26 protein-coding genes are annotated in these 23,200 nt (G+C 56.2%); 10 read left to right on the plus strand and 16 right to left on the minus strand.

Annotated features, from left to right (window positions below; translation table 11 throughout):
• Position 1: 1 nt before the first annotated feature.
• From ACFO5Q_RS13425 to ACFO5Q_RS13465, 9 genes are all read right to left on the minus strand, one after another.
• Positions 2 to 553 carry a TIR domain-containing protein gene (locus ACFO5Q_RS13425; RefSeq protein ID WP_068143454.1) on the minus strand — a complete coding sequence of 184 codons (552 nt, stop codon included), beginning with the start codon at positions 551 to 553 and terminating at the stop codon, positions 2 to 4.
• A 2-nt stretch (positions 554 to 555) separates the two neighbouring features.
• Positions 556 to 1,392 (minus strand): macro domain-containing protein, encoded by an 837-nt coding sequence (locus ACFO5Q_RS13430; protein ID WP_068143455.1) that lies wholly within the window; start codon positions 1,390 to 1,392, stop codon positions 556 to 558.
• Positions 1,393 to 1,471: 79 nt separating this feature from the next.
• Positions 1,472 to 1,921, minus strand: a complete 450-nt coding sequence (locus ACFO5Q_RS13435) for a copper chaperone PCu(A)C (RefSeq protein WP_068143457.1) — start codon at positions 1,919 to 1,921, stop codon at positions 1,472 to 1,474.
• Positions 1,922 to 2,133: 212 nt separating this feature from the next.
• Positions 2,134 to 3,099, minus strand: coding sequence for a prolyl aminopeptidase (gene pip / locus ACFO5Q_RS13440; protein WP_068143459.1), 966 nt, complete (start codon positions 3,097 to 3,099; stop codon positions 2,134 to 2,136).
• Positions 3,100 to 3,223: 124 nt separating this feature from the next.
• Positions 3,224 to 3,892, minus strand: coding sequence for an HAD family hydrolase (locus tag ACFO5Q_RS13445; RefSeq protein ID WP_068143461.1), 669 nt, complete (start codon positions 3,890 to 3,892; stop codon positions 3,224 to 3,226).
• Positions 3,893 to 3,894: 2 nt separating this feature from the next.
• A complete protein-coding gene (locus ACFO5Q_RS13450; protein WP_068143464.1) occupies positions 3,895 to 4,692 on the minus strand; it encodes a nucleotidyltransferase family protein in 798 nt (265 codons plus the stop codon).
• Complete coding sequence (locus tag ACFO5Q_RS13455) at positions 4,659 to 5,849, minus strand: hypothetical protein (protein WP_068143466.1); 1,191 nt, start codon at positions 5,847 to 5,849, stop codon at positions 4,659 to 4,661. The genes ACFO5Q_RS13450 and ACFO5Q_RS13455 overlap by 34 nt, the downstream gene beginning before the upstream one ends.
• A gap of 346 nt (positions 5,850 to 6,195) precedes the next feature.
• A complete protein-coding gene (locus ACFO5Q_RS13460; protein WP_068143468.1) occupies positions 6,196 to 7,008 on the minus strand; it encodes a nucleotidyltransferase family protein in 813 nt (270 codons plus the stop codon).
• A gap of 41 nt (positions 7,009 to 7,049) precedes the next feature.
• On the minus strand, positions 7,050 to 8,450 hold the full coding sequence (locus tag ACFO5Q_RS13465) for an MmgE/PrpD family protein (RefSeq protein WP_068143470.1): 1,401 nt from the start codon (positions 8,448 to 8,450) through the stop codon (positions 7,050 to 7,052).
• A gap of 158 nt (positions 8,451 to 8,608) precedes the next feature.
• Here ACFO5Q_RS13465 and ACFO5Q_RS13470 point away from each other — a divergent pair, with 158 nt between their 5' ends.
• From ACFO5Q_RS13470 to ACFO5Q_RS13485, 4 genes are read left to right on the plus strand one after another with little or no spacing between them, the layout of a single operon-like run.
• Complete coding sequence (locus ACFO5Q_RS13470; protein ID WP_068143472.1) at positions 8,609 to 9,748, plus strand: ABC transporter permease; 1,140 nt, start codon at positions 8,609 to 8,611, stop codon at positions 9,746 to 9,748.
• A gap of 3 nt (positions 9,749 to 9,751) precedes the next feature.
• Positions 9,752 to 10,528: an ABC transporter ATP-binding protein gene (locus ACFO5Q_RS13475; RefSeq protein ID WP_068143474.1), complete on the plus strand. Its 777-nt coding sequence runs from the start codon at positions 9,752 to 9,754 to the stop codon at positions 10,526 to 10,528.
• 32 nt (positions 10,529 to 10,560) lie between these two features.
• Positions 10,561 to 11,532, plus strand: a complete 972-nt coding sequence (locus ACFO5Q_RS13480) for an MlaD family protein (RefSeq protein ID WP_068143477.1) — start codon at positions 10,561 to 10,563, stop codon at positions 11,530 to 11,532.
• Positions 11,529 to 12,164 carry an ABC-type transport auxiliary lipoprotein family protein gene (locus ACFO5Q_RS13485; RefSeq protein ID WP_068143478.1) on the plus strand — a complete coding sequence of 212 codons (636 nt, stop codon included), beginning with the start codon at positions 11,529 to 11,531 and terminating at the stop codon, positions 12,162 to 12,164. Before ACFO5Q_RS13480 ends, ACFO5Q_RS13485 begins: the two co-directional genes overlap by 4 nt.
• Here the strand turns inward: ACFO5Q_RS13485 and ACFO5Q_RS13490 are convergent.
• Both ACFO5Q_RS13490 and phaR read right to left on the minus strand, forming a co-directional pair.
• Positions 12,161 to 13,363: an MFS transporter gene (locus tag ACFO5Q_RS13490; RefSeq protein WP_068143481.1), complete on the minus strand. Its 1,203-nt coding sequence runs from the start codon at positions 13,361 to 13,363 to the stop codon at positions 12,161 to 12,163. The two genes, ACFO5Q_RS13485 and ACFO5Q_RS13490, sit on opposite strands and share 4 nt — an antisense overlap.
• A 134-nt stretch (positions 13,364 to 13,497) precedes the next feature.
• Positions 13,498 to 14,091 (minus strand): polyhydroxyalkanoate synthesis repressor PhaR, encoded by a 594-nt coding sequence (gene phaR, locus ACFO5Q_RS13495; protein ID WP_068144066.1) that lies wholly within the window; start codon positions 14,089 to 14,091, stop codon positions 13,498 to 13,500.
• A gap of 186 nt (positions 14,092 to 14,277) precedes the next feature.
• Between phaR and ACFO5Q_RS13500 the strand changes: the two genes are divergently transcribed.
• The 6 genes from ACFO5Q_RS13500 to ACFO5Q_RS13525 all read left to right on the plus strand — a co-directional run bounded on the left by ACFO5Q_RS13500 (position 14,278) and on the right by ACFO5Q_RS13525 (position 17,809).
• Positions 14,278 to 14,442 carry a hypothetical protein gene (locus ACFO5Q_RS13500; RefSeq protein WP_156431843.1) on the plus strand — a complete coding sequence of 55 codons (165 nt, stop codon included), beginning with the start codon at positions 14,278 to 14,280 and terminating at the stop codon, positions 14,440 to 14,442.
• Positions 14,439 to 15,710 carry an alpha/beta fold hydrolase gene (locus tag ACFO5Q_RS13505; protein WP_068143485.1) on the plus strand — a complete coding sequence of 424 codons (1,272 nt, stop codon included), beginning with the start codon at positions 14,439 to 14,441 and terminating at the stop codon, positions 15,708 to 15,710. The genes ACFO5Q_RS13500 and ACFO5Q_RS13505 overlap by 4 nt, the downstream gene beginning before the upstream one ends.
• On the plus strand, positions 15,700 to 16,422 hold the full coding sequence (locus ACFO5Q_RS13510) for a class I SAM-dependent methyltransferase (protein WP_068143486.1): 723 nt from the start codon (positions 15,700 to 15,702) through the stop codon (positions 16,420 to 16,422). Before ACFO5Q_RS13505 ends, ACFO5Q_RS13510 begins: the two co-directional genes overlap by 11 nt.
• Positions 16,423 to 16,580: 158 nt before the next feature.
• Positions 16,581 to 16,793, plus strand: a complete 213-nt coding sequence (locus ACFO5Q_RS13515; RefSeq protein WP_068143488.1) for an SMc00767 family acetate metabolism repressor — start codon at positions 16,581 to 16,583, stop codon at positions 16,791 to 16,793.
• Positions 16,794 to 16,798: 5 nt separating this feature from the next.
• Positions 16,799 to 17,305 (plus strand): ribonuclease E activity regulator RraA, encoded by a 507-nt coding sequence (gene rraA / locus ACFO5Q_RS13520; RefSeq protein WP_068143490.1) that lies wholly within the window; start codon positions 16,799 to 16,801, stop codon positions 17,303 to 17,305.
• A complete protein-coding gene (locus tag ACFO5Q_RS13525; RefSeq protein ID WP_197420912.1) occupies positions 17,306 to 17,809 on the plus strand; it encodes a hypothetical protein in 504 nt (167 codons plus the stop codon). It abuts the gene before it with no gap.
• 69 nt (positions 17,810 to 17,878) lie between these two features.
• On the opposite strand, the gene ACFO5Q_RS13530 is transcribed toward ACFO5Q_RS13525, so the two are convergent.
• From ACFO5Q_RS13530 to metX, 5 genes are all read right to left on the minus strand, one after another.
• Positions 17,879 to 18,700 (minus strand): flagellin, encoded by an 822-nt coding sequence (locus ACFO5Q_RS13530; protein ID WP_068143492.1) that lies wholly within the window; start codon positions 18,698 to 18,700, stop codon positions 17,879 to 17,881.
• A gap of 248 nt (positions 18,701 to 18,948) precedes the next feature.
• Positions 18,949 to 20,136 (minus strand): flagellin, encoded by a 1,188-nt coding sequence (locus ACFO5Q_RS13535; protein ID WP_068143494.1) that lies wholly within the window; start codon positions 20,134 to 20,136, stop codon positions 18,949 to 18,951.
• 136 nt (positions 20,137 to 20,272) lie between these two features.
• Positions 20,273 to 21,142 (minus strand): helix-turn-helix transcriptional regulator, encoded by an 870-nt coding sequence (locus ACFO5Q_RS13540; RefSeq protein ID WP_380084383.1) that lies wholly within the window; start codon positions 21,140 to 21,142, stop codon positions 20,273 to 20,275.
• 104 nt (positions 21,143 to 21,246) lie between these two features.
• Positions 21,247 to 21,846 carry a methionine biosynthesis protein MetW gene (metW, locus tag ACFO5Q_RS13545; protein ID WP_082719648.1) on the minus strand — a complete coding sequence of 200 codons (600 nt, stop codon included), beginning with the start codon at positions 21,844 to 21,846 and terminating at the stop codon, positions 21,247 to 21,249.
• Positions 21,839 to 22,999 carry a homoserine O-acetyltransferase MetX gene (gene metX / locus ACFO5Q_RS13550; RefSeq protein ID WP_068143499.1) on the minus strand — a complete coding sequence of 387 codons (1,161 nt, stop codon included), beginning with the start codon at positions 22,997 to 22,999 and terminating at the stop codon, positions 21,839 to 21,841. The genes metW and metX overlap by 8 nt, the downstream gene beginning before the upstream one ends.
• Positions 23,000 to 23,200 lie beyond the last annotated feature (201 nt).

The following is a 23,200-nucleotide window of genomic DNA, read 5'->3' on the forward strand; positions in this document are numbered from 1 at the left end:
GCTATGTGCAACCTAGCTCGGAGTGGGCTTTTGCAGAATAAAAATTGAGAGGTCCAGTCAATGCGTTAGCATGTACCGTAAATTGGCTAATAGAATCTAAAATTGCCCCCTTTTTAAATGGGATATGAATAGCATAAGCAGTTTCCTGGTGAACTCTCTCCGTTAGCGCTTCTGGCCAACGATTTTTCAACAATATTGGTTTGGACACAATGTTGAAGCCGGGATAGGTGATAATTAGAGGCAGCTCATACCTATCAACGGCTTGTTCAATTTCATAGCTGAGCATGCTGCCGGAACTCCTCGTTTTATCGCTTAAAATAACGAGGCAGTTTTTTGATTTGGCAAGGCGCTCTCTTATCCTCGATTCTAGGGTAGATCTTTGGCTGCTATCTCTAACTGCATACGTCTTCTCGTGGCTGTTCACGAATTTGAATTCGATATGCTTTTTTGAACTCCAGGCTTGTATGGTTGAGTAATATCTAAAGTCCGACTTGCTCGGGTCGGTTTGTCCAAGGCCGTCAAAAGCAATGTAGGTTCCATTGCGATAAGCCATATCTACTTCCAATCTTGATAGATTGATCCCAAATCGATTTCAGGCTTCTTGTCTTTTGGCAAAACTATTTTTATGGAATTTGAGACCTTTCCCTGTTTAGTTTCTTCAAACACCGCGGTGAGTATTAAGTCGACAAGAATAGCGTTTTTGATACCAATGCGGGCAAGCCCAGAACCTAGCAGCGGGATGTAAATAGTTTCGTTGGAACAGGAGTTTCGAGCTTTAACTAGAAGCCCCCGAACTGCTTTAATTAGGTCTTCCGCTGTAGCCGACGTTCGATGAGTTGTTTCATCGGTTCGGCCAAGCGCGACAAAAAGGAACTTATTTTCGTTAACAATAGCTGTCGCGGTTGTTCCAATTTCATAGCGTCGTGTACGCCCAGGATTCCTTGTAATGGTTGTAAAGGGCGTTTGAGAGAGTGCTGTGTCGACTTGGTTTCGCCAATTGCCACTATTTCCTCCCCAGAATTTCTGAATGACCTGGCCGTGAAGGCTCTTGGATGATACTATTATGTCATCAACGATGTCATCAAAACAGTCGTTCACCCCAATGGCTTTCCAGCCTTTTTGATCAAAAAAATCGCCAAAAAGCACGGATATTTTTGTGTCGAAACTATTGCTGGAAATAACGATTTCGTTTTTGAAGAAACCTTCTAAGAAAAGACCATCTGCAAAGAATAGAAGTAGCCCGAGGAGAGTAGAGCTTAACAAAAAATCTTTGTAGGAAAGGTCTAATTCCTGATTTGTGATGCCCTCATATGACTCGATAAAGAGCCATATAATGCCGATAGCTGTGAGCAAAGCTCGAAAAAAGCATAGCCACTTAGAAAACGACTTCATAGTAATGCACACTCCAAGGTATCATGAAGTTAGCATAGCATACGATATTGGACTTTTTGCAATTTATACTGGTTTTTGACTACTGCATCCCCATCATGCCGGTGACTTCCACAATCACCTCGCGCTCATGCTCGCCGTCGAACTCCAGCGTCAGCGGGAAGACATCGCCTTTCTCAAGCGGCTTTTTAAGGCCCATCAGCATCACATGATAGCCGCCGGGCGCGAGCGTGAAGGTCTCGCCCGGCTTCAGCGGCACGCTCATCACATGGTCCATCTTCATGATGCCGCCTTCCTCATAGGACCGGTGGATCATGGTGGTGTTCGCAATATCTGTATCCGCGCCCGTCAGCTCAATAATGTCGTGCGTGTTGTTGCGGATGGTCAGATACACAGCGGCAGAGACCGTGCGGCTGGTTTTGCGCGCCCAGACCTTTTCAATTTCAATGCCTTCGCCATCATGCTCGCCGTGGGCGAACGCGGTGACGGAAAAACTGAGGGCCAGAATAAGGGCGGACAAAATTGCTTTCACGGGTGTTCTCCTTTGTCCTGCTCATAGCCTGACTATATAGGCTCAGGCAAGGGACATCACGTCGCAGGGGGCAGGTAGTTTCGAAATGGACCCTGAAACAAGTTCAGGGTGACAGATGAGTGGGGTGGACGGCTTAAGCAACTCAGGTCGTCATGCTGAACTTGTTTCAGCATCCATACAGCAGTTGGCGAATGACGACCTGTTAACTTGGCCTACGCCGCGTCTGTGGCGCAGATCAGCTCATGCTGGATCGCGGGCTCGAACGCCGAATGGCCTGCCACCGGCACCATCTTCAGCGTCGCCCACGGCATGGCCTGCGCCAGCTCCCACGCGCTTGTCGGTGGGCAGATGGCGTCATAGCGGCCCTGCACAATGGTGGTGGGCACGCCCCTGAGCTTATGGGCGTCGTCCAGAATCTGGTTGTCGGCCTCAAGGAAGCTGCGGTGCTTGAAATAGTGGGCCTCGATCCGCGCGAAGGCGAGCGCGAAAACAGGATCCACCGAATGGGCGCGTTGTTCTTCATCGGGCACCAGTGTCACGGTGCTGCCTTCCCACAGGCTCCATTCCTTGGCGAAGGTCAGGCGGTCTTCTTCCCAGTCAGGGTCCACCAGGCGCTTATAATAGGCGCTGATCAGGTCACCGCGCTCTTCTTCCGGGATCGGGCCGCAGAAACGCGCCCAGGCTTCGGGGAAAATGCTGCTGGTGCCGCCACGATAGAACCAGTCCAGCTCGCGCTGGCGCGACAGGAAAATGCCGCGCAGGATCAGGCCACGCGTGCGTTCTGGAAAGGCCTGGCCATACAGAAGCGACAGGGTGCTGCCCCAAGACCCGCCAAACAGGAACCAGCTGTCGATATTCAGATGTTGCCGGATGGCTTCCATGTCGGCCACCAGATGCTGGCTGGTGTTGTGGTCGAGGGACGCGTGCGGGCGGCTTTTGCCGCAGCCGCGCTGGTCAAACAATATGATGCGGTATTTCGCCGGGTTGAAGAAACGCCGCTGGATCGGGCTGGTGCCGCCGCCAGGGCCGCCATGGACAAACACAATCGGTGCGCCCACCGGGTTGCCGGACTGCTCCACATAAATCTCATGCCCGCCTGGCACTTTCAGGCGTTCGCTCGCATACGGCTCGATGGATGGATAAAGAGAGCGGAGGGTTGTTGTACTGTCTGCGCGCACCGTGCTGTCCCGATTTTTTTTGTCTTAGGTTTCAGCCAGAATAAGCCGCAGAAGTTAATAATACAAGAAACACAGGTTGCCCGGCCCCATCCGCAGGGTCGCGCCAGCCGACGCCGCTTAGGCGTCAATGCCAGATGGCTGTTTCCACCCGGTCGTGCTGGCTGGCATACTGGCGCAGCTTGCGGGTTGGGTTCACTGCAACGGCTGAATCCACCAGATCAAGGGTCGGTATATCGCTGTGGTCATCGGTATAGAAAAGGGTCTCCAGGCCGCCCAGTTTCTGCCCCTGGATCAACTGCTGAACCATGGCCCGCTTTGCGTCGCCATAACAATTGTCACCCTGGATGCGGGGGATCACCATGCCGTTCCGCGTCTCCAGCCTCGTGGCCACCAGGTGGTTGAAACCAAGTTTGTTGGCGATGGGGGCGGCATAGAAGGCATAGCTGGCGGTGGCCAGCACAAGGATGTCGCCTTGGGCCTTGTGCCTGGAAATGGCGCTCAGCGCGTCCGTATAGCATTTCCCGCGCACGATCATGTTGGCGAAGGCATCGGCTGCGCCCTCTAGGTGGGCAAGCGGTTTAGTGCCAACCAGCAGGTGGAACATGACTTCCTTCAATCGGCTGCGGGAAAAAGCCTTGAGCTTGTAGGCCGCCATCACCAGCAACATCACCGGCGTCAACAGCAGGCGGTGGGGAGCATAATGCCATGCGTACCAAAGCAGAAAAGGCGTGTAGCTGCCAAATCTGATGATGGTTCGGTCCAGATCGAAGATGACAAGTCTTTGGCGCTGCATAATCAGGTATCCAGAATCTCGCTGGCGATCATGACATCCGAAGGCTTGTCTACATCGATGGACAAATGGGCTTCCTTGAGGATGACGGGGTGGACCGTGGCACCAATGGAGTGGGAGGCGCGGCTGAAAGCGCTTTCCAGGCTCAAGAGGCGCAAGGCAAAAGCGATAAAGACCAGTGGGCCGAAATGCCAGGCAAGCCGCCAGACGCGCTTGCGGTTATGTTCGATACCAGCCCAGAAGGCCAGGACCGAGCGGGCGCGTTGTCCCTTCAGCAGGAACAGGTTGCAGCTGGTGTAGGCCGCGCCCCGCGCGAACTTCAGCCATGTGCGGCGGGCCGCCGGTATCTTGGCCAGCACTGTTTCCGCCGGCACCAGCCCCACGGCGATATCGGTGTCCAAAGGCTGGCCGTCGAGGAAAGCCGCGACATCGCTACCCGTCAGCAATACATGATCGCATGTGGTTACCAGGGTCGGCTGGTTGCTTGGGTGACTGTCGAGGAAATCCACGATGCTGCCACAGATGGAATCGCCGCTGGCGACAAAAGTTACATCGCGCCGTGCCTTGAACGGCTCGAAATCTTCGAGCGCCGCCATGTCTTCGGGCGACTGGGTCAGGATGAAGATATCTGACACACGCCCCGATGCATCGAGCGCGTCCACGACACGGTTGAGCATGGCGCGTCCGCCGATATGGGCGGCGGCCTTGTATTTGACGTTGAACATGTCCGCGACCGGGTCGCCCTCCGGGCGGCGGCCAGCAAGGACAATTACCCGTATTTTTTCAGCGGTACAGGTTGACACGTATCTAGCCCCAGAAAGTTACAATAGGCTTCGGCGGCACGCTGTGCGGATGATTTTTGCTGAAGGTCGATAGACGACTTGAAGAGCTTCTGTTGCTCCGCCCTGTAGGCGTGAGGCGTTTCAAGTGCGGCCTTCAAAGCTTGGTCGAGTTGGTCAATTGAGGACGCAACGGGGCCGAGGGTCCAGAATTTATATTTCGGGTCGCGCTGCCAGTCCGCGCCGTGTCCGTTAAGGAAGATGCAGGGCCGTGGACGGGCAATGAATTCATACACCTGACTGGAGACGTCACCCAGATAGATGTCGGCCGAGCGTATGTGGGTCATGTCCATGCAGGCCGGGCTGCCGGTGTCGATCAGGATATTGTCGCTGTTCTTGAAACGCTTGGCCAAATCCTTCCGCCAGCGCACCACCCGGTTGGTCAGTGACGTATGGATGCGGCGCTTGTAGAGCATCACATGAGGCGCAAAGATCAGGTTGAAATCCTTGTTGTTCGCGAAATAGTCCAGAACCTCTTCGCCCATGGTGAACCAGGAAGACAGGTAAGGATCGAAGTGTGGGTTATAGAGCACGATCGGTCGCTGGTTCTTGAACGGACGGTGGACGATATTTTCCTCCGCCAGAGCATCGAACTTCATATAGCCGATCACGGCGCTGTTTTCCGGCTGCACGATGCCAAGGGCGATCATCCGGTCGCGGTGTTTGTCACCAGGCAGGAAAACATAATCGAATTTGGAGATATTGTCCGACCAGGCGACGTCCCGGTCGCCAGCACCATGGCAGACACGGACCATTTTCAGGTGGGTCAGGCCAAAGACCTCACGCAGCATCAGGCTGGTGCGCTCCGGCACCACCAGGGTGTCCAACTGGCGGAAATGGTCGAGGTTGTTTTTCAAAACAGCGATGCGCTTGAATGGCGCGACTTTGTTCAAGAGCTTGTCGAGCACTTTGTAGACAAGCGGCACATCAAGCAGCGTGAACTGACAGCGGGGCGTATCGCCCGCAATTTCGCGGACCATTTCAAGTTGTTCTTCAGTGGAGGCGAAAACCTCAATTTCCACATCATCAGCAGTGCCTGCCAGCGCCGGAATCATGGGCGCAAGATGGCTGACCTGATGAGCGGCATCATGGTTGAACAGAAATCCAATGCGGTGTGGCATAAGCGGCTTCTTTTTTTCTTTCTGCTTTTTATGAGGCCTTACTTAACTCGCGGCCGTCGCGGACATTTCAGACTAAAAAATAAACAAAGATCAGAACAAAACACTCTGACAAAACGTCGCATAAGGGCTGATTTTGCCCCAAATAAGGCAATTCGACAACCGATATGCTTCAAACGGGGGCGTTTTCGCTTCAGGACCGAAACAATAAAAAGGCCGTAAACGTTCGTTACACTAGCGTTTCAGAAATGTTTCGTCTTATCGGGGACGGACCTGATTTAACTAATTTCAGGCTGCAGAAGCGAAAAAAGGTGCCAATGGACGCCTTTTTCTGGATTAAGCTTGGTTGCTACTGTGCAGCCATGCGGCGGGACTTCAGGATTTGATCCGTCAGTTCCATGTCGCCTGGGTTGTCCACATCAATTGGTGCATCGGCGAATGGCATGCGGATCACCTGCACCGTCAATTTCCAGCGCCGTGACAGGCTCGCGGCCAGCTCGTGAATGGTGGCCAGCTTGTAGCGGTACTTGAGCATGAACATCAGGCCAAAGGCCTTCATGATACGCTGCGGTTTCTTGCCGAACTGGCCGCCACCCTCGAAAATCTTGGCGGTTTCCAAGGCTTTCTCGTTGGCCAGCGCATAGAGGTTGCAGCTGGACCAGCCACCGTCCTTGAGATTATGGAAGGCGCGCTTGCCTTCGGGATATGCTTCCAAGATAACGGATGCTGGGGTCATGGCAACGGCTGCATCGGGCTTGTGCTGCTCAATTTCCTTGCAGAAATGGTCAACCATTTCAGTGGTGTGCAGGGCGTTGTCCCCTGTGGTGATCACGAGTGGGTACGGGTCCTCGATCCGGGCGGCAGCGTCCGCGACCGAAAGATAGAGGTTTTCCGCGCTCGGCACATACTGAATTTCGCCCTTGTCCAGCATTTTAGCGAGCGCGGGCACAGTCCTGAGCAGCTCTTCGCTTTCGATTGAAACAAACACACGGTCGATGCCACGGGCGTTTTTTATTTCGCGGATGACGCGTTCCAGCATCACGACACCATCAAGTGTTACCAGGCACTTGTGGCTGACCCCTTGGGCTTGGGCGACAACGTCGGCGGCGCCGCGACGGCTGGCAGCCAGCACCAAAGCTGTGGCTTTCTTGGTTACAGTCATAGGGTTATCCCTCCTACCCAACGGGCATAGTTTAAATCAGACTAGGCCGTTAAGGAAGACATGAGTTTACGAGCGCTTTCGCCCTTCGGAAGTGCCATCAATGTCTCTCTTGCGGTCTTGTATCTCTCTTTGTCCAGAAGGGTGCCCACACAGCCGTCGAATTTGTCCCAAAGCTGGTCCAGCGTCAGGGGTGCAGCACTTGAGCCCACCGGCATTTCAACTTCAATGCTCATGGTGGTGCCAGACTTCAGCGTAACATGAACCTGTGTCGGGAAATCGCTCTCCAGTTTCTCGACATACTCTTTGCGCACAAGCGGCAACAGCGCGGTAACTTCCGGGCGACTGATCGCGGCCTCTTCATAGTCCGCCAGCGTCGCGTTGCCCGTCAATAGTCCAACAGCCAGTCCATATTCAAGGCTGAATTTGGCTTCCATCGAATTGGTTGGGCGCTCATACATCAGGTTCCGGAGGTGCGCAGCCGGCGCACGCACAAAAATTTCCGCCACATCAGGGGCTTCAAAGCCATGTTTTTCGCGCAGGAAAAGAAGGCCGTCGAGCGCACGGTGGACGCTGCCACAGTTGGGGAAACGCTTCAGTTTCAGGCCATATTCTTCAATATGCAGCGGCGTGCCGATATCCTTGGTCGCGAACTGGACTTTCTGACCATATTCATCCTTGTCTGCCATGGTGGCGCGCAGCTCTTCCACATCCTGGCCGACCATCAGCGTTCCCATGCCGTTCGCGGCATGCAGCGTGTTCGCGCCTGCTGTAATGCCGGCCTCGGCGAACTGGGCGGCCTGAACCGCGCCTGCGGCTGCAAGCCCTGCATGCAGCGGTTTGGTCATGGTGCCGAACTGGCTCATGAAGCCACCGGCAAGGCTTGTTGAAAGCGAAATGGCGTGGGCTGTTTGCTCGGCATCCAGGCCCATCAGTCGCGCGCATCCGGCAGCCGTGCCTACGGTGCCAACCGTTGCCGTGGCGTGCCAGCCGCGGCTGCGGTGGTAAGGGTTCACGCCCTGGCCCACACGGCCAACCATCTGCAGGCCAACGATATAGGCATCAAGAAGCGCTTCGCCCGTTAGGTCGCGTTCGTCCGCAATGGCCAGAAGGGCAGGTACCAGAACTGCGCTGGCGTGGGCTTTTGCTGGATCGAAATTGTCGTCAAAATCAAGGGCATGGGCGGCCGTGCCGTTCACCAGGGCGGCCATGGGGGCAGACAGGCCGCCTTCAAAGCCAACCGCGCGGCAGTCGCCTTGGCCCCACCTGCGGGCGAGAGTGAACACTTTGTGTGTAACGTCCTCGCGCGCACCGGGCACCATGACAGCGATGGTGTCAATGAAGGCGTCTCGCGCGCGGTCAAGCGCCAGGCTCGACCAGGAGGCGTCTACGCCAGTCGTCCAGGCTGCAAAAGCGTGCAGCGGGTTATCCGAATTGACCTTCATATGTCCCTTGGTATCTTATATGACTTGTGTGTTGGTCTGAATTCAGCAAGATTTATTTATAGTTAAATAAAACCGGCAGATAAAGCCTGTGTTTGTTTTCCAGGCGGCCTCTATTTGCTGTTTTGGGTTTTTGAAATCAAGAGGGAAGTGGCAAAAAATTGGCGGATGCCCGGACAGGTAACGGCTTTGTAACGGTGGAAAGTGGCAGCCCCAGCGCCTTGGTGCGCCTGCGCGGCGACTGGATCATCGATAATGCTGTCGATATCGACAATGCCATGCCGGGCATTGTGGCGGCCTGTGAAGCGGGCGCCGTTGTCGACTGTTCGGAAATCACAAGCCTTGATACCACGGGTGCCGTGCTGATCCGCCGTTATTGTGCCGCCATCGAGGATGCCGGTGCCGCAGTGCTCACAGGCGTTCTGGCGGCCCACAAAACCCTTTTGGAAGTTATCTCCTGCTGCCCGCCGCCTGCCAAAACAGAACCCGATCATGTCGCCTGGTATCTGATGCCTCTCCTTCAGGCGGGTGAAGCCACCATGACGGCGCTCCGGTCGTCAGCCCGGCTCCTGGGGTTCCTTGGGTTTGTGCTGATGCGCCTTTTTGGCTCGTTGTTTGACCTGGGGCGTATTCGCCTGGTGCCGGTGGTGCACCAGATGGAAGTGGTGGGGCTGCAGTCCATGGGAATCGTGGGGCTGATTTCCTTCCTGATCGGTGCCGTGATGGTGAACCAGGGGGCTATCCAGCTGGCCAAGTTCGGCGCCGATATTTTCGTTATCGACATGCTTGGCATTGGCCATCTGCGGGAACTGGGTATTCTTTTGACCGCTATTATTATAGCGGGCCGGTCCGGCAGCGCCTTCACGGCCCAGATCGGATCGATGGTGCTGCATGAAGAAGTGGACGCCATGAAGACGCTGGGGATGGAACCCATTGATGTGCTGGTGCTGCCGCGCCTTGTGGCGCTGACGGTATGCCTGCCGCTTCTGGCATTCTATGCCGATGTGGTGGGGATCGCGGGCGGCGCGTTGATGGCATGGATCCAGCTGGATATCACGCCCGCCAATTTCCTGACCTATTTCCGGGAAGTGATCTCGATCGACCACTATTGGGTTGGCATCATCAAGGCGCCTTTCTTTGCCGCAGTTATCGCCACAACCGGCTGCTACCACGGCCTCAGGGTACATGGCAGCGCCGATGCGCTGGGTATGCGCACAACCAGAAGCGTGGTGCAATCCATCTTCCTGGTGATCGTGCTTGATGCCCTGTTCGCTATCTTTTTCACCAGTGTGGGGCTATAGGCGGTGGCTAACAAGAAACCGGACATCGTTGTAAAGGTGCGGGACCTCAAGACCGCCTTCGGCACCCATGTGGTGCATGACGGTCTCAATCTGGATGTCAGGCGCGGGGAAATTCTGGGTGTTGTCGGTGGCTCGGGCACGGGTAAGTCAGTGCTGCTGAAGGCCATTATCGGGCTTCTGAAACCTCAGAGCGGCACGATCGAGATCAATGGTCAAGACCGGGCCACGATGAGCAATGAAGAAGACAGGCTTTCCCGGCGGGACTGGGGGGTCTTGTTTCAGGATGGGGCGCTCTTTTCATCGCTGACGGTGGCGCAAAACATCCAGGTGCCGCTTCGGGAACATTTTCACATGTCCCACAGCCTGATGAAGGACTTGGCGCTTTCGAAGTTGCAGATGGCAGGCTTGTCGCTGGATGCGGCGGCCAAGTTCCCCAGCGATCTTTCTGGCGGCATGCGCAAGCGCGCCGCACTCGCGCGCTCATTGGCGCTCGATCCGGACCTTCTTTTTCTCGATGAGCCCACAGCCGGGCTCGACCCTATCGGCGCAGCGGCGTTTGATGAACTGGTACAGGAACTCTGTCGCTCGCTGGGGCTTACGGTTTTTCTTGTGACCCACGATCTCGACACACTTGTCAGAGTATGCGACCGTATCGCGGTGCTAGGGGATCAGAAAATCCTGATCAACGCGCCGCTTGAGGAAGTGATGGCGTTTGATCACCCTTGGGTGCAGGAATATTTTCACGGTCCCCGTGCGCGGGCCGCAGGCGCAAAAGACTAGTGCCAAAGACGAGATAGGACAGGCAACGGCTTATGGAAACACGGGCATCGCATATATTGGTTGGCAGTTTTGTTCTGGCGTTCCTTGCCGGGCTGATCGCCTTTGCCATCTGGATCGCCAAGGTCGATTTGGATGCCGAATATCAGGAATATGACATCTTTTTCGATGGCTCCGTGTCCGGCCTTTATAAGCGCAGTATCGTTTACTATCTGGGCATTCCGGTTGGAGATGTGCGGGACATTACGCTTGCTCCGCACGATAGTGAGAAGGTTCGCGTGCTCGTGCGGCTCAGAAGCGAAGTGCCGGTCAATGAGGAAACCTACGCACGGCTTGAGTTTCAGGGGCTGACCGGCGTTGCCTATATCGAGATCAAGGGCAGCCCGCAGGGCAGCGCCCCCCTTAAGGCCAAGGCAGGGCAGGAACGGCCTGTGATCCGGTCTGAGGCCTCGCCCATTCAGGAAGTGTTCGAGACCGCACCAAACCTGATCAATGAGGCAATCCTGACGGTTGGCCAAGTCAAGAAGATGCTGGCAGAAGAGAATTTGGAACGGGTCAGCAATATCCTGGAGAATACCGAGCGGGCCACCCGCAATATTGCAGACGGCACGGAAGACCTGGATGCCTTGATGGTTGAAGTACGCGAGGTGATGGCCCGCGTGAATGAAACAGCTGCCAAGCTGGGCACGCTCGCGGACAGTGGCAACAAGCTGCTGGCTGAGGACGGCGAACGGCTTGTGGCTGAGGCGATTGAAACCATGAACGCCGCGCAGGCGATGCTGGAACGTGTCGATGCGCTGGTAGCCGCCAATGAGGACAGCGTCACGCAATTCGTGCAGGGCAGCCTGCCTGAGGTTACCCGGATGATCATGGACTTGCGAAGCACAGCCCGCAGCCTTTCGCGGCTGGTCAGGAAAATAGAGCAAAATCCGGCTGAAACGCTTCTGGGCCCGAAAGAGAGTACATACGACCTTGACGCCCGCAAGGTGAAGGAGACGAAAGAATGAGGCAGCTTTTTAGAAAAAACGCGCTTGGTCTTGTCGCTGCTTCTGCCCTTTTGGCGTCATGCGGGCCGCTTATCTCCTTCGGCGATGAAGGCCCGGCGGATGAGATTTATACGCTTCGCTATCAGGGCAGCTATCCCGCAAGCGGGTCGGGCCCTGTTGTATTCATTGATGAGCCCGCCGTTGCAGACAGCCTCAAGGGCGACAAGGTTGCGGTTGCGCTGCCGGGTAACCGCCGTTCAACCATTGACGGCGTACGTTGGTCGGCGCCTCTGGCGGACTTGATCAGAGACTATGTGTTGAGATCTCTTGCAGCAAGCTCAGAGGCCCGGATGGTCGGCGATGGTGGGCTGGATATCCAGTCCAGCTGCCGTCTGGGTCTGAAGGTCTGGGAAATGGACTTTGTTCCCGGCGCCCGTGCTGCGGACGACAAGGTCTCTGTTGTTTTGGAATTCACGCTCGTGCGCCTGAAGGACAACCAGCTCCTTGGTATGCCGACCATTGCGAAACAAGTGAGTACCCGCGGTAGCGGTACGGATGCCGTGATGGCAGCCTTCCATGAAGCCATGGGTGACGCGGCCGGGGATGCGGCCAGTTGGTTCGGCAAAGCCCATGAAGCTTGCGATGCGGGCTAGGCAGCAGGTTTCCTGAGTTCCCAGAAACTCCAGGCCAAAAGCAGGCAGCTTGTGACCGCGATAGCGTAAAAGAGCGGCTCTGGCGCTTCTTTTGTATACAGCAGGCCCGCGGCCAGCGGCCCTGCCACCCGACCAAGGGCCGAAATCCCGCTTGAAAGTCCAAGGGCCGCGCCCTGGTGGTGTCGGTCCGTGCGGCGCGACAGCAGGCTGTTGAGTGCGGGGAATGAAATGGTCATGCCGCTCATGATCAGCGGGAAGGCAATCAGCGCCACAGTGAAGGACGGCGTGCCGAAAATGATGACCAGGCAGCCAATAAAATGGATGCTGCCACCAAGCACCAGCGATTTCAGTTCACCAATGCTTTTGAACAGCGGCCCTGTCGCCAGCGACTGGATCGCAGCAATGCACAGGCCGATGGCCCCCATCAGGTTGCCGACTTCCTGCTGGCTCCAGAACAAGAGGTCCTTGGTCCAGAAGGGCATGATGGTGAAGGCCATGATCTGCCCTGCGGAGGTCACGATAAACATGGAAAACAGCGCCAGCTGGGCCGGGGTTTTAAGGAAGGTGGACCAGGGAGGACGCACTGACACGTGGCTGGTTTCTGTCTCACTCTCGTCAGAATTCGTTTCGGATATGAAACGATAAGCCATGAAAGCGGCGATCAGCGATAGGCTGGCTGCCACAAGGCCGGGCAACAGAATGGCTGATCCGCCACTCGCGCTACTGAGGTGGCTCAGTTGCCCACCTACCAGCGGGCCGAACGCGAACCCCAGCCCGAACACAGCACCGATCAGGCCCATGGCCCGGCCACGGTTGCTTTCATCGGTCAGGTCGGCCATGGCAGCCATGGCGATGCCTACATTACCGGCCATCGCGCCAGAGAAGGCGCGGGCCAGGAAAAGCATCAGAAGGCTGTCTGAAAACGCCAGGATGACATAGGAAACCATCGCGCCGATGAAAGTTGCGGCAAGGGCAGGGCGCCTGCCGATGCGGTCCGACAGCCGCCCCCACAAGGGGCCGGCGGCAAAAGCGGTCAGCGAATAGATGGAAAAGAGCGCCGCCCCCAGGGTCGCTTCATCCAGCACCATGCCCCCAACTGTTACGGTGCCCGCATAGGGGCCAACCAGAAACGGCAGGATCGGCACAATGATGCCGAAACCCAGGAGGTCGATAAAGATGGCGAACAGGATGGCTGGCATTGCCGGTGGTCTCTCGCTGCGGAGTTTCATTTAAATTGGGGCGCTCACTTGAGCATACTTTCTCGCCTTCGTGTATCACGAAGTTGCGAGATGGGGATGAAGCGTGCGCCCTGCGCGTTAATTCGATCAGCGCGTTAGTCCGAAAGCGCGTCGACTTTTTCCTTGAGGGCGGCCAGTTGGGCCTGGAGGTCTGCGATTTCCCGATCCTTCTCGCCGCCTTTGGGTGCCTGTTCTGCAGGTTTTGCAGCAGGTGCGTGCGTGGTCTGGGCGCTTGCCGTTAGGGCACGCATGCTCTGTTCAAAGAGCGCCAGGTTCTGCCGTGTCAGCTCCTCGAAAATCGGCATGAAATTGCTGCTGTCCACTGTTTCACCGCACGCGGAGCGGATCTGCTCCTGATGCCGGGTCAGAACTTCCATGGCGCTCTGCAGATAGCTTGGCACCATGGCCTGAAGGCCGTCGCCATAAAGGCTGATCAGCTGCCTGAGAAAGGCGATGGGCAGCATGTTTTTTTCGCGGGTCTCTTTCTCGAAGATAATCTGGGTTAGGACAGCGCGGGTGATATCGTCGCCCGACTTGGCGTCGCGCACCACAAATTCCTCGCCGGACTTGATCATGTCAGCCAGGTGGTCGAGCGTCACATAACTAGAGGTTTCAGTGTTATAAAGCCGCCGGTTCGCGTATTTTTTGATGATGATCGGTTCGCCTTGATCGCGCTTTTTCCGTGCCATCTTCTGTCCCATCCTGCCTTTTCGGATACCCCTTCCTCGCATGTGCGAAAAATCCGAAAACACGGCAATTCTTTAATTAATTGGCCGAATTAAATGGTATTTGGTGCGCTGCCGCAAGGAAAATTGTGCATATGCACAAAGAAAATGACTTTGCGCCAAATGCAGGCATCCTATAGTGAAATTGTCATGCGCGATGAAGATATTGAACAAGCGGCCGACCTGTTCCTGACCCTGTGGCAGGAAAATATCCGTCTTTGGGCAACCGAGAAGGATCTGCTGCCGCACGCCGAGCTTGCGGCGCTTCTTGAGGTGCCGCTTGAACGGTCACCAAGTGTGGGGGAAGACCCATGACCGCGCAGCCAAAAGAACACGCCAGCCGGATGGCAGATGTGGAAGCACAAATCCGCGGCCCCCGGCCTATGTCGCTCCATCTTGCCAACAGCTTGATGATCTGGCGCGAAGCTGGCGCGGGTGCCAGGCGGCTCCGTGCGGGCACTGGCATATGGCACACTGGCGTACGCGACAACCTGGATGCGCTCAAGGGCTTGATGCGCTCTGAGGATGACTGGCAGCGCTTTTTCACCGCGGTGGAAAGGAAGGCGTCAGGCCGCGCCGATACCATGCTGGCGGGTATCGCCAAATATCTGGCGCATCCTTACCGTCGTCCGGAAAGCAAGGCGGCTGAGGCAGTGCGTATTGGCAATTGCCGATTGCTTGATTTTGGCGCGCCTCAATCAGGAAACAGGGGCAAACCGATCCTGCTGGTGCCCAGCCTGATCAACCCGCATTATGTGCTGGATCTGATGCCGGGCCGTAGCCTGGTTGAATTCCTGAAAGGGCATGGTTACAGGCCCTATCTGGTGCACTGGTACGAGCCGGGCGAGGAAGAGCTGGGCTTTGGTATTGGCGATTATGTAATGAAGCGGTTGAAGCCGTTTCTGGATCATGTGGCGGGCGTGGCTGGCGCCCCGGTTCCTGTGCTTGGCTACTGCATGGGCGGGACGCTGACAACCGCTTTGGCCGCGCGCGCGGGTGATATGGTGTCAAAGCTTGCCCTTGTGGCCGCGCCGTGGGATTTCGATACCAAAAAGCCTCATGCGGGTAAGAAATATGCGCCAGTGATGGTGGAGGCGCTGGCCAAACTACCTACCAACATGCCGCTTCCGGTGGATGCGGTGCAGACGTTTTTCACAAGCGTGGACCCCACGCTCAATGATCGCAAGTTCCGGAAGTTTGCCACCATGGACCCATCTTCCGAAGCCGCCGAGTTTTTTGTCGCGCTTGAGACCTGGGTCAATACCGGCGCGCCGCTGCCGCGCCGGGTGGCGGATGAAGCCATGGTCGGCTGGTACCGGGACAATACCACAGGCCGGGAAGAATGGTATGTGGACGGCGCGCCCGTGCGGCTTGAGGATGTCACATGCCCGGTCTGGATCGCCGCGCCTGAGGAGGACCGGCTCGTGCCGCAGGAAAGCGCCTATTCCATGCTGAAAGGCCTGCCGAATGCCACCGTGCACGACCCGGGCGCCGGGCATATCGGTATGATGGTCGGGTCAAAGGCGCGGACGGGGCTTTGGGAACCACTTCTCAAGTGGCTGGAGACTGACCATGCGGCCTGATGTTCTGAAATTATACCGTTTCTATGCAAGCGCGATCGGCCGCGCCACCTGTCCGATTATTACCGCGAAGCTGATGCGCCTGACAGCACCGCCAACCGATGGTGTCACCATCGGTTTTGGCTTTACCCTGCCGTACCTTGACCTGATTGCCAGGGCAGAAGGCAGGGCCGGTGGCCGCTTTCTGGCTTTCATGCCCGCGCAGCAGGGTGTCTGCCATTGGCCCGCGCATTTGGGCAGCCGGACCGCCTTGGTCGAGGAATATCATCTGCCGCTTGCTGACAGTTCCGTTGACCGGATCATTCTGGTGCATGCGCTGGAGCATGCCAACAGGCCGGTAAATCTCCTGCGCGAAATCTGGCGGGTGCTGGCACCGGGCGGCCAGATGATCGCCGTGGTGCCCAATCGCATGCGCAGCTGGGCAGCCTATGAGGGCACACCTTTTGGTCACGGCAGGCCTTATTCGAAAGGCCAGTTGTCGTCGCTTCTGGAAGAACAGATGCTGCCGGTGGATGGCTGGGACACGGCGCTGATGATGCCGCCCTTCATTCGCCCGATGGCTTCGAAGCTCCTGAGATACGGCGAACGCCCCATTGGCTTTCTGGGCAAGAACCTGGGAGGGGCGCTGATTGTCTCGGCTCGCAAGCAGGTTTATGGCACTTTACCCAAAAGTGCCCGCAAAGCGGCAATCATGCCGGCTCTGACCGGTTCATGATATCTGTACGAACAACCCTGTGACCATAGAGCACCACCAAGCCTTTTCCAGCGAGGCGAGCGAAAATTCTTCAGATTTCTGGTCTTGTATTATTATTGCGCAGACAATATTGTTTGGGTCATAAAATTATTCGAAACGTCAAGCTAGTGGAGAGCAATATGACGAACGAGACCCCTAAAGATTCGACGATGGAAGAAAGCAAGGAAATGGCGATCCGTCAGGTAGCAAACGCCCTGCACCGCCTGAACGATGCTGTTATCTCCGCCGTGGGCAAGGGTGTCACGGTCGAGCTGATGCGTGCTTCCCGCTACCACAATGAAGAAGGCGCCTGGGGCGATATGCTGGTGCCGATCATTCACAAGCAGGACTAGGGCTCATGCCAAACGGGGAGATTGTCACGCCAAAACTGGCGACAGCGGACGTGTGCGACGCCATGGGCCGCGCCGTCTCTGTGCTCCCCGTTGACTTTCAGGATTTCGGCGGGCGCGTGGATTTCGCCGGGCCTGCCGTTACCCTTCGCACGCTGGATGACAATACCAAGGTGCGTGCGCTTCTTGAAGGCAAGGGCGAAGGCCGGGTGTTGGTGGTGGACGGCGATGCTTCTACCCGTGTGGCACTTCTGGGTGGGAACCTTGCGGCATTGGCGGCCAAAAATGGCTGGGCTGGCGTGGTGATATATGGCTGTGTCCGTGACCGGCACGAATTGCTGGGCGAAGACGTGGGCATCAAGGCGCTCAGAAGCTGCCCCAGGAAATCCGAAAAGCTGGACCGGGGCGATGTGAATGTGGAAATCGCCATTTCCGGTGTGCCCATCCACCCGGGCGACTGGGTCATCGCGGATGCCGACGGTGTGGTGATCGCCAAGGAACTCCCGAGTTTGTAGGTGGCTTCCTCTGATCCGCATATCGACCTCAGTCAATTGCCTGCGAGCAATTTGCTGACGTTGCATGCACAAATCACGGAAGAACTTCGAAGGCGTGAAATTTTAAGAAGCTCAAACAACCCTGTTGGCGATTTGGCAGAATTTCTATTCGTTAACGCCTTTGGATGGTCTCAAGCACCGAACTCTCAGAAGGCGATTGATGCCTTTGATGCCAAAGATCGTACTTTTCAAATCAAGGGGCGCCGTCCAACTCGTCATAATAAATCACGCCAACTTAGCTTCATTCGCGAATTGGATAAGAAGCATTTCGACTGTCTTGCTGGTGTCATTTTCCGTGAGGATTATTCGGTCTTTAGGGCGGCACTCATCCCATATGATGTCGTCATTGCCCATTCTCGCTATTCTTCGCACGCAAATGGTTGGTTGTTTCAATTGAAAGATGACATCTGGGACATACCGTCAGTTGAAGATGTCACGCTTCGGCTGCTTGAAGTTTCCTACTAAAAAACGGCCACCGCCCGCATGGGGTCAGTGGCCGAGTGCTCTCAGATAGTATTTTTTCTGAATTCCGTTTTACCTGAACAGGGACAGCACAGCCTGTGGTGCCTGGTTGGCAATGCCGAGCGCCTGAAGGCCGAGCTGCTGTTTGGTCTGGAAGGCCTGCAAGTTCGCGCTTTCCTTGGCCATGTCCGCGTCCACCAGGTTGCCGATCCCAGTCTCGATCCCGTCGCTGAGCTTGCTGTTGAATTCAATGAGTCTGTCGATCCTTTTAGCCGTGGCGCCAAAGTCCGACAGTGCTTGGTTGACCAGATCTATGCCATCCTCCAGATAGCCCACACTCGCTGCAGCGTTTGAGGCACTGTCAAGGTTGGCGTCTGGTTGGCCAAACTGCAGGACGATGGCCTCGATTGGATGAGCCGCCATGGTAATTGTTGCGCCATTCTTGCCGGAAAGAACCGTGGTATCTGTGCTGGTTTGCATAACGAGGTTAACGCCGTCAAATTCCGCATTCAACGCAATGGCGTTGATCTGGTTCCTGAGTTCCAGAAACTCTTCTGCAAGCGCGGATCGTGATGTTGCATCCAGAGATGTGTCCCGTGCCGCAACCGCTTTTTCCTTCATTTCAATCAAGAGATCCGAGATTGATTCGCCAGCCGCCATCGCGACATCAAGTATCTGACCGCCGCGATTCAAGCTGTCCTGGACAGCACGCAGTTCAGCAAGATCGCCTCTCATGGACTGAGCAATAGAATATATCGCCGCATTATCCTTGGCGGACGCGACTTTAAGGCCGGTATTGATGCGGGATTGGGTCTGGTCCAAAGCGCCTTGGGTGGCATTCAAATTTTGCAATGCCGCGAACGCACCAGCGTTGGTGTTAACTGAGAATGACATATTCTATGTCCTGCAATACGGTTCTGTATTCATGGGCCCATCGAAACCCTGACTCCTTTTGAGCCAGCTTTTATCCTACCTTAAGGTGTGCCTCGAGTCGACTCTGTTAGTTAAAATTTTATCTATTGGCTGCAGTTTTCCTTGGTTGGCCAACGGTTTGACTGCCGGAACTTCAAAAAAACGACCGTTGCCTGATTAAGGGACAACGGTCGAGTACTCTCAGATAGTATTCTTATCGAATTCGATTTTTACCTGAACAGCGACAGGACGCTCGATGGCGCTTGGTTGGCGATCGAAAGCGCCTGAAGGCCCAGTTGCTGCCTGGTCTGGTAGGCGGTCAGGTTTGCGCTCTCGCGCGCCATGTCCGCGTCCACCAGGTTGCCGATGCCCACTTCAAGGCCGTCTGACAGCTGGCTGGTGAATTGTTTCTGGATATCAAGCCTCTGTGACGTGGCGCCAAGGTTCGAGAGCGTCTGGTTGACGGCTTCAATGGCTGCATCAATGGAGGTTACGGCTGTTTGCGATGCAGCCGGTGATGACGGGTCTTCGCCTGCTGCAGGGTTGCCGTTTACAAGGTATGAGGACGCTCCGTTTCGAACCAGATAGAGGTTACTGCCGGCGTCAACATTGGGGGCGAAGGCAAAGCCATCGACCGTGGTGCCGTTAATCTCGGACGCGCTGATGCCGAGTGCTGCTGCAACGCCCTGCTGGAAGTCGTTGCTGACCGGGAATGTGTAGTTGGCATCTGTGGTGACGCCGGTGGAGGGATCGATCGTTTCGCCGTTCAAATTGCCGCCATTGTCGTTCTGCAGATTGACAAGCGCTGCCCGGAATTCGGCATCAGTGCCGGCACTAATGGTTACACCCGCCAGCGCCACAGGCGTGCCGGTAACAGATACAGTGGAGCCAACCAAGTTGGAGTCGGTGAGGCCCAAGGTGCCCAGTGTCAGGTCGCTGGCAGCAGAACTGATCGTGCTTGATCCGCTGTCGTCCGTGATGGCGGTGATGGAATTGGTACCGTCAACCACATTGCGCCCGTTGAAGGTCGCATTGCTCACGATGGATTCGATCTGGTCCCTGAGCTCAGTATATTTCTGGCTCATGGCAGTGCGGCTATCGGCGTCCAGACCTGCGTCGGAACCGGCCACGGCAAGTTCCCGCATTTCGATCAGGAGATCGGAAACGGATTCTGCGGCAGCGAGGGCGATATCGGTTTCGGACATAGCCCGGTCGAGCGAGCTTTGGACAGCATTCAGCCCGGACACATTGCCGCGCATGTTTTGGGCGATGGAATAAATGGCTGCGGAGTCTCGGGCACTGGCGACTTTGAGCCCCGTGTTTACACGCGACTGGGTCATTTCCAGCAGCTTGGTGCTGGCACCCAGATTTTGAAGGGCGGCAAAAGCGCCCGCATTTGTGTTCACACTGAAAGACATCTTCTATGCCCACATTAAATGTTTTCGCCCGTTCTGAGCGGCGCGCACCTTTTGTGCACTATCGACATCAATAACGTGAACAGTGGGTGTGAGTCCCGCCTTTGCGTCTCAAACTAGAGTCAATTTGTCTCAGATTTTATCTTTTTAGATTTCGCAATTCCGATGGCGTCATGCCGAAGGCTTCCTTAAAGGCACGTCGGAATGCGGTTTCTGTGCCGAAGCCCAGATCAAAAGCCAGATTGGAGATGGAGCCGGCCTCGTTACCTCCATGCCGCAATTTTTCATGGGCCAGTTGCAGGCGTTTGGTGCGGATATATTTCCCAATGCCACCCAGTGGCTCGGCCAAGCGGTACAGGCGTGCGCGGGACAGGCCCAAGTGTTTCGCGACCATATCTGGGTCCAGGTCTGGGTCCAGCAAATTTTTGTTGATGAAGATACAAACCTTGTCCAGTTGGCTGTCGCCGGTTGAGCCCTCATTGCCTGCATGGCGCTTGAAAATAGTATTCAGCATCATCAACAGGGGCGGCAGCAGTTCCTCAACGTCTTCCCCCTGCATAAGGTTCGTGTAGGTGCGGAAACAGATGAACTGTTGATAGAGAAGGCTAGTTGCGGGCAAGAGCGCAGAAAGAATAATGGGTGCCTCGTCACTAAGGCCAGTGGGCAGGAGGGGCTTTAGTTGCTCGTCGATAACCAGACAGTCGAGCTCGCAATCCGCACCTCTGAAGGTCACGTCCGCACCCAGCGGAATAATAGCGAAGTCGGCTGGTTTCAGTATTTCTTTCTGGCCGGCGCTCAGGATGGTTGTTTCACCGCGCCGCAAGGTGGTCAATATCAAGCCACGACCGCTTGATACCAGGGGCTGTGCCTGACGGACATGAAAATCTTGCCCATTAACATTCAGCGTCACGGCAGCAAAGTTCTGGAAGCAGTGGACTTGGTGCAAGCTAGCATATGCAGAAAAGTCCTTTTTCTGCATGGAGTTAGAAGCTGAATGCTCGGTCTGCATGATTTCCTGATCGAGTTGGGTCAAGATTTCTCCACCTGGTGCCGATATCTCCGAAAAAGCAAAGCAAAGGCAGTGCCAGTTTAGGAGAGACTAGAGCGGTGGGTTTACTTTTCCAGCAGGAACAGTGCCTGGTCGGCAGCCCAGTTGGCACGGGTGCGGCCATACTTCAGCGGCGTGCCGTCCGCCTTGTGGGGGACAAATTCCCGAACGCGGATGCCTTCTTCCTCGATCAGGTCAAATAGGTCGAGAATGGTACAGAAGTGGATGTTGTCCGTGTTATACCATGTTTTGTCGAGCGCCTTGGTCACCGGCATGCGGCCCCGTCCAACCAGGCTCATGCGCACTTTCCACTGACCGAAATTAGGGATGGTGACAACGGCGCGCTTGCCGATGCGCAGCAGTTCCCGAAGCACTAGCTGGGGCCGATACACAGCCTGCAGGGTTTTGGACAGCACCACATAATCAAAGCTCTGGTCCGGATATTCCTTCAGGTCGTTGTCGGCGTCGCCCTGAATCACGAACAGCCCCTTGGCGACGCATTCATTCACGCCAGCCTGGCTGATCTCAATCCCGCGGCCGTCGACACCCTGTTTGTGCACAAGATAATCCAGTAGCTCGCCGTCGCCGCAGCCTACGTCCAGAACGCGACTGCCGGGCTCGATGAGTTCGGCGATCAACTTCAGGTCGGGTCTGAGGTTATGCATCATCCGCCTCCTGTTCGCTGACCGTCAGCCCGTTGGTTTTCGCCGCGGCCTTCACGAAGCCCGTCAGCATATGGTCCATCTCCGGCACGTCCAGGAGGAAGGCGTCGTGGCCAAAGGGGCTTTCGATTTCGGCGAAGCTTACCGGTACGCCCGCTGCGTTGAGCGCATGCACAATCGACTTGTTCTCAACCGTTGGATAGAGCCAGTCTGAGGTGAAGCTGATCACGCAGCAGCGCACATGGGCCGCGGCCTTAAAGGCATCCGCCAGCCGTCCACCGTGGCGCGCGGCAATATCCAGATAGTCCATCGCACGGGTGATATAGAGATAGCTGTTGGCATCGAACCGGTCGACAAAGCTGGAGCCCTGGTGCCTCAGGTAGCTTTCTACCTGGAAATCCGCCTCAAACCCGAAGGTGACTTCCTCGCGGTTCTGCAGGTTGCGGCCGAATTTGGCTGTTAGCGCGTCTTCCGACAGATAGGTGATATGCGCCGTCATGCGTGCGACAGACAGGCCCTTGGCGGGTTTGACGTCATGGTCATAATAGCGCCCATCGCGCCAGTCCGGGTCGGCCATGATGGCCTGCCGCCCCACTTCATGGAAGGCAATGTTCTGGGCTGTGTGGCGCGGGGCGGTTGCCAGCATTACGGCGCTGTGCAGCTTTTCCGGGTAGGTGGTCAGCCATTCCTGAACCTGCATCCCGCCCATGGACCCACCAATGATCATCATCAGCTTGTCGATGCCTAAGTGCGCCACAAGCCCGGCCTGCACACGCACCATATCGCGCACTGTGATCACCGGGAAGCTGGTGCCCCAGGGCTTGCCGGTTTCCGGATTGTCCTGCCAGGGGCCGGTGGTGCCAAGGCAGCTCCCGAGCACATTGGAGCACACAACGAAATACCGGTCGGTATCGATCAGCTTACCGGGGCCCACGAGCCGTTCCCACCAGCCTGGCTTGCCGGTGATCGGGTGGGTCGAGGCCACATACTGGTCACCGGTCAGCGCGTGACAGATCAGCACGGCGTTGGTGCCCGCGTCGTTCAGCGTGCCATAGGTCTCGTACCCCACTGTCACAGGCGACAGCACAGCTCCGCCGTCAAGCTCAAGCGGCTTGTCGGTGAAAAGCGTTGCGGTTTTGCCAGCGGTTGGTGTCACGAAACCTGTCCAAATCCTTTGAGCCAAGGGCTGGTTTTGCCCGGGCCTTGTGGATGCACAGAAAAGCGGGCGCAGGCCCTTATGTCAATCGCCCTAAAACTTACCCGTGAGATTAGGAAAGTTTCCTTTGCCTTTAGGGGGGCGGCGCTTTATCCCTTTTTCTTGTATTTCTTAAGGGTTTTCCGGGTATTTTCCGGCTTT

Origin of the sequence: Kordiimonas lipolytica, assembly GCF_042651265.1 — a bacterium.
GTDB lineage: Bacteria > Pseudomonadota > Alphaproteobacteria > Sphingomonadales > Kordiimonadaceae > Kordiimonas > Kordiimonas lipolytica.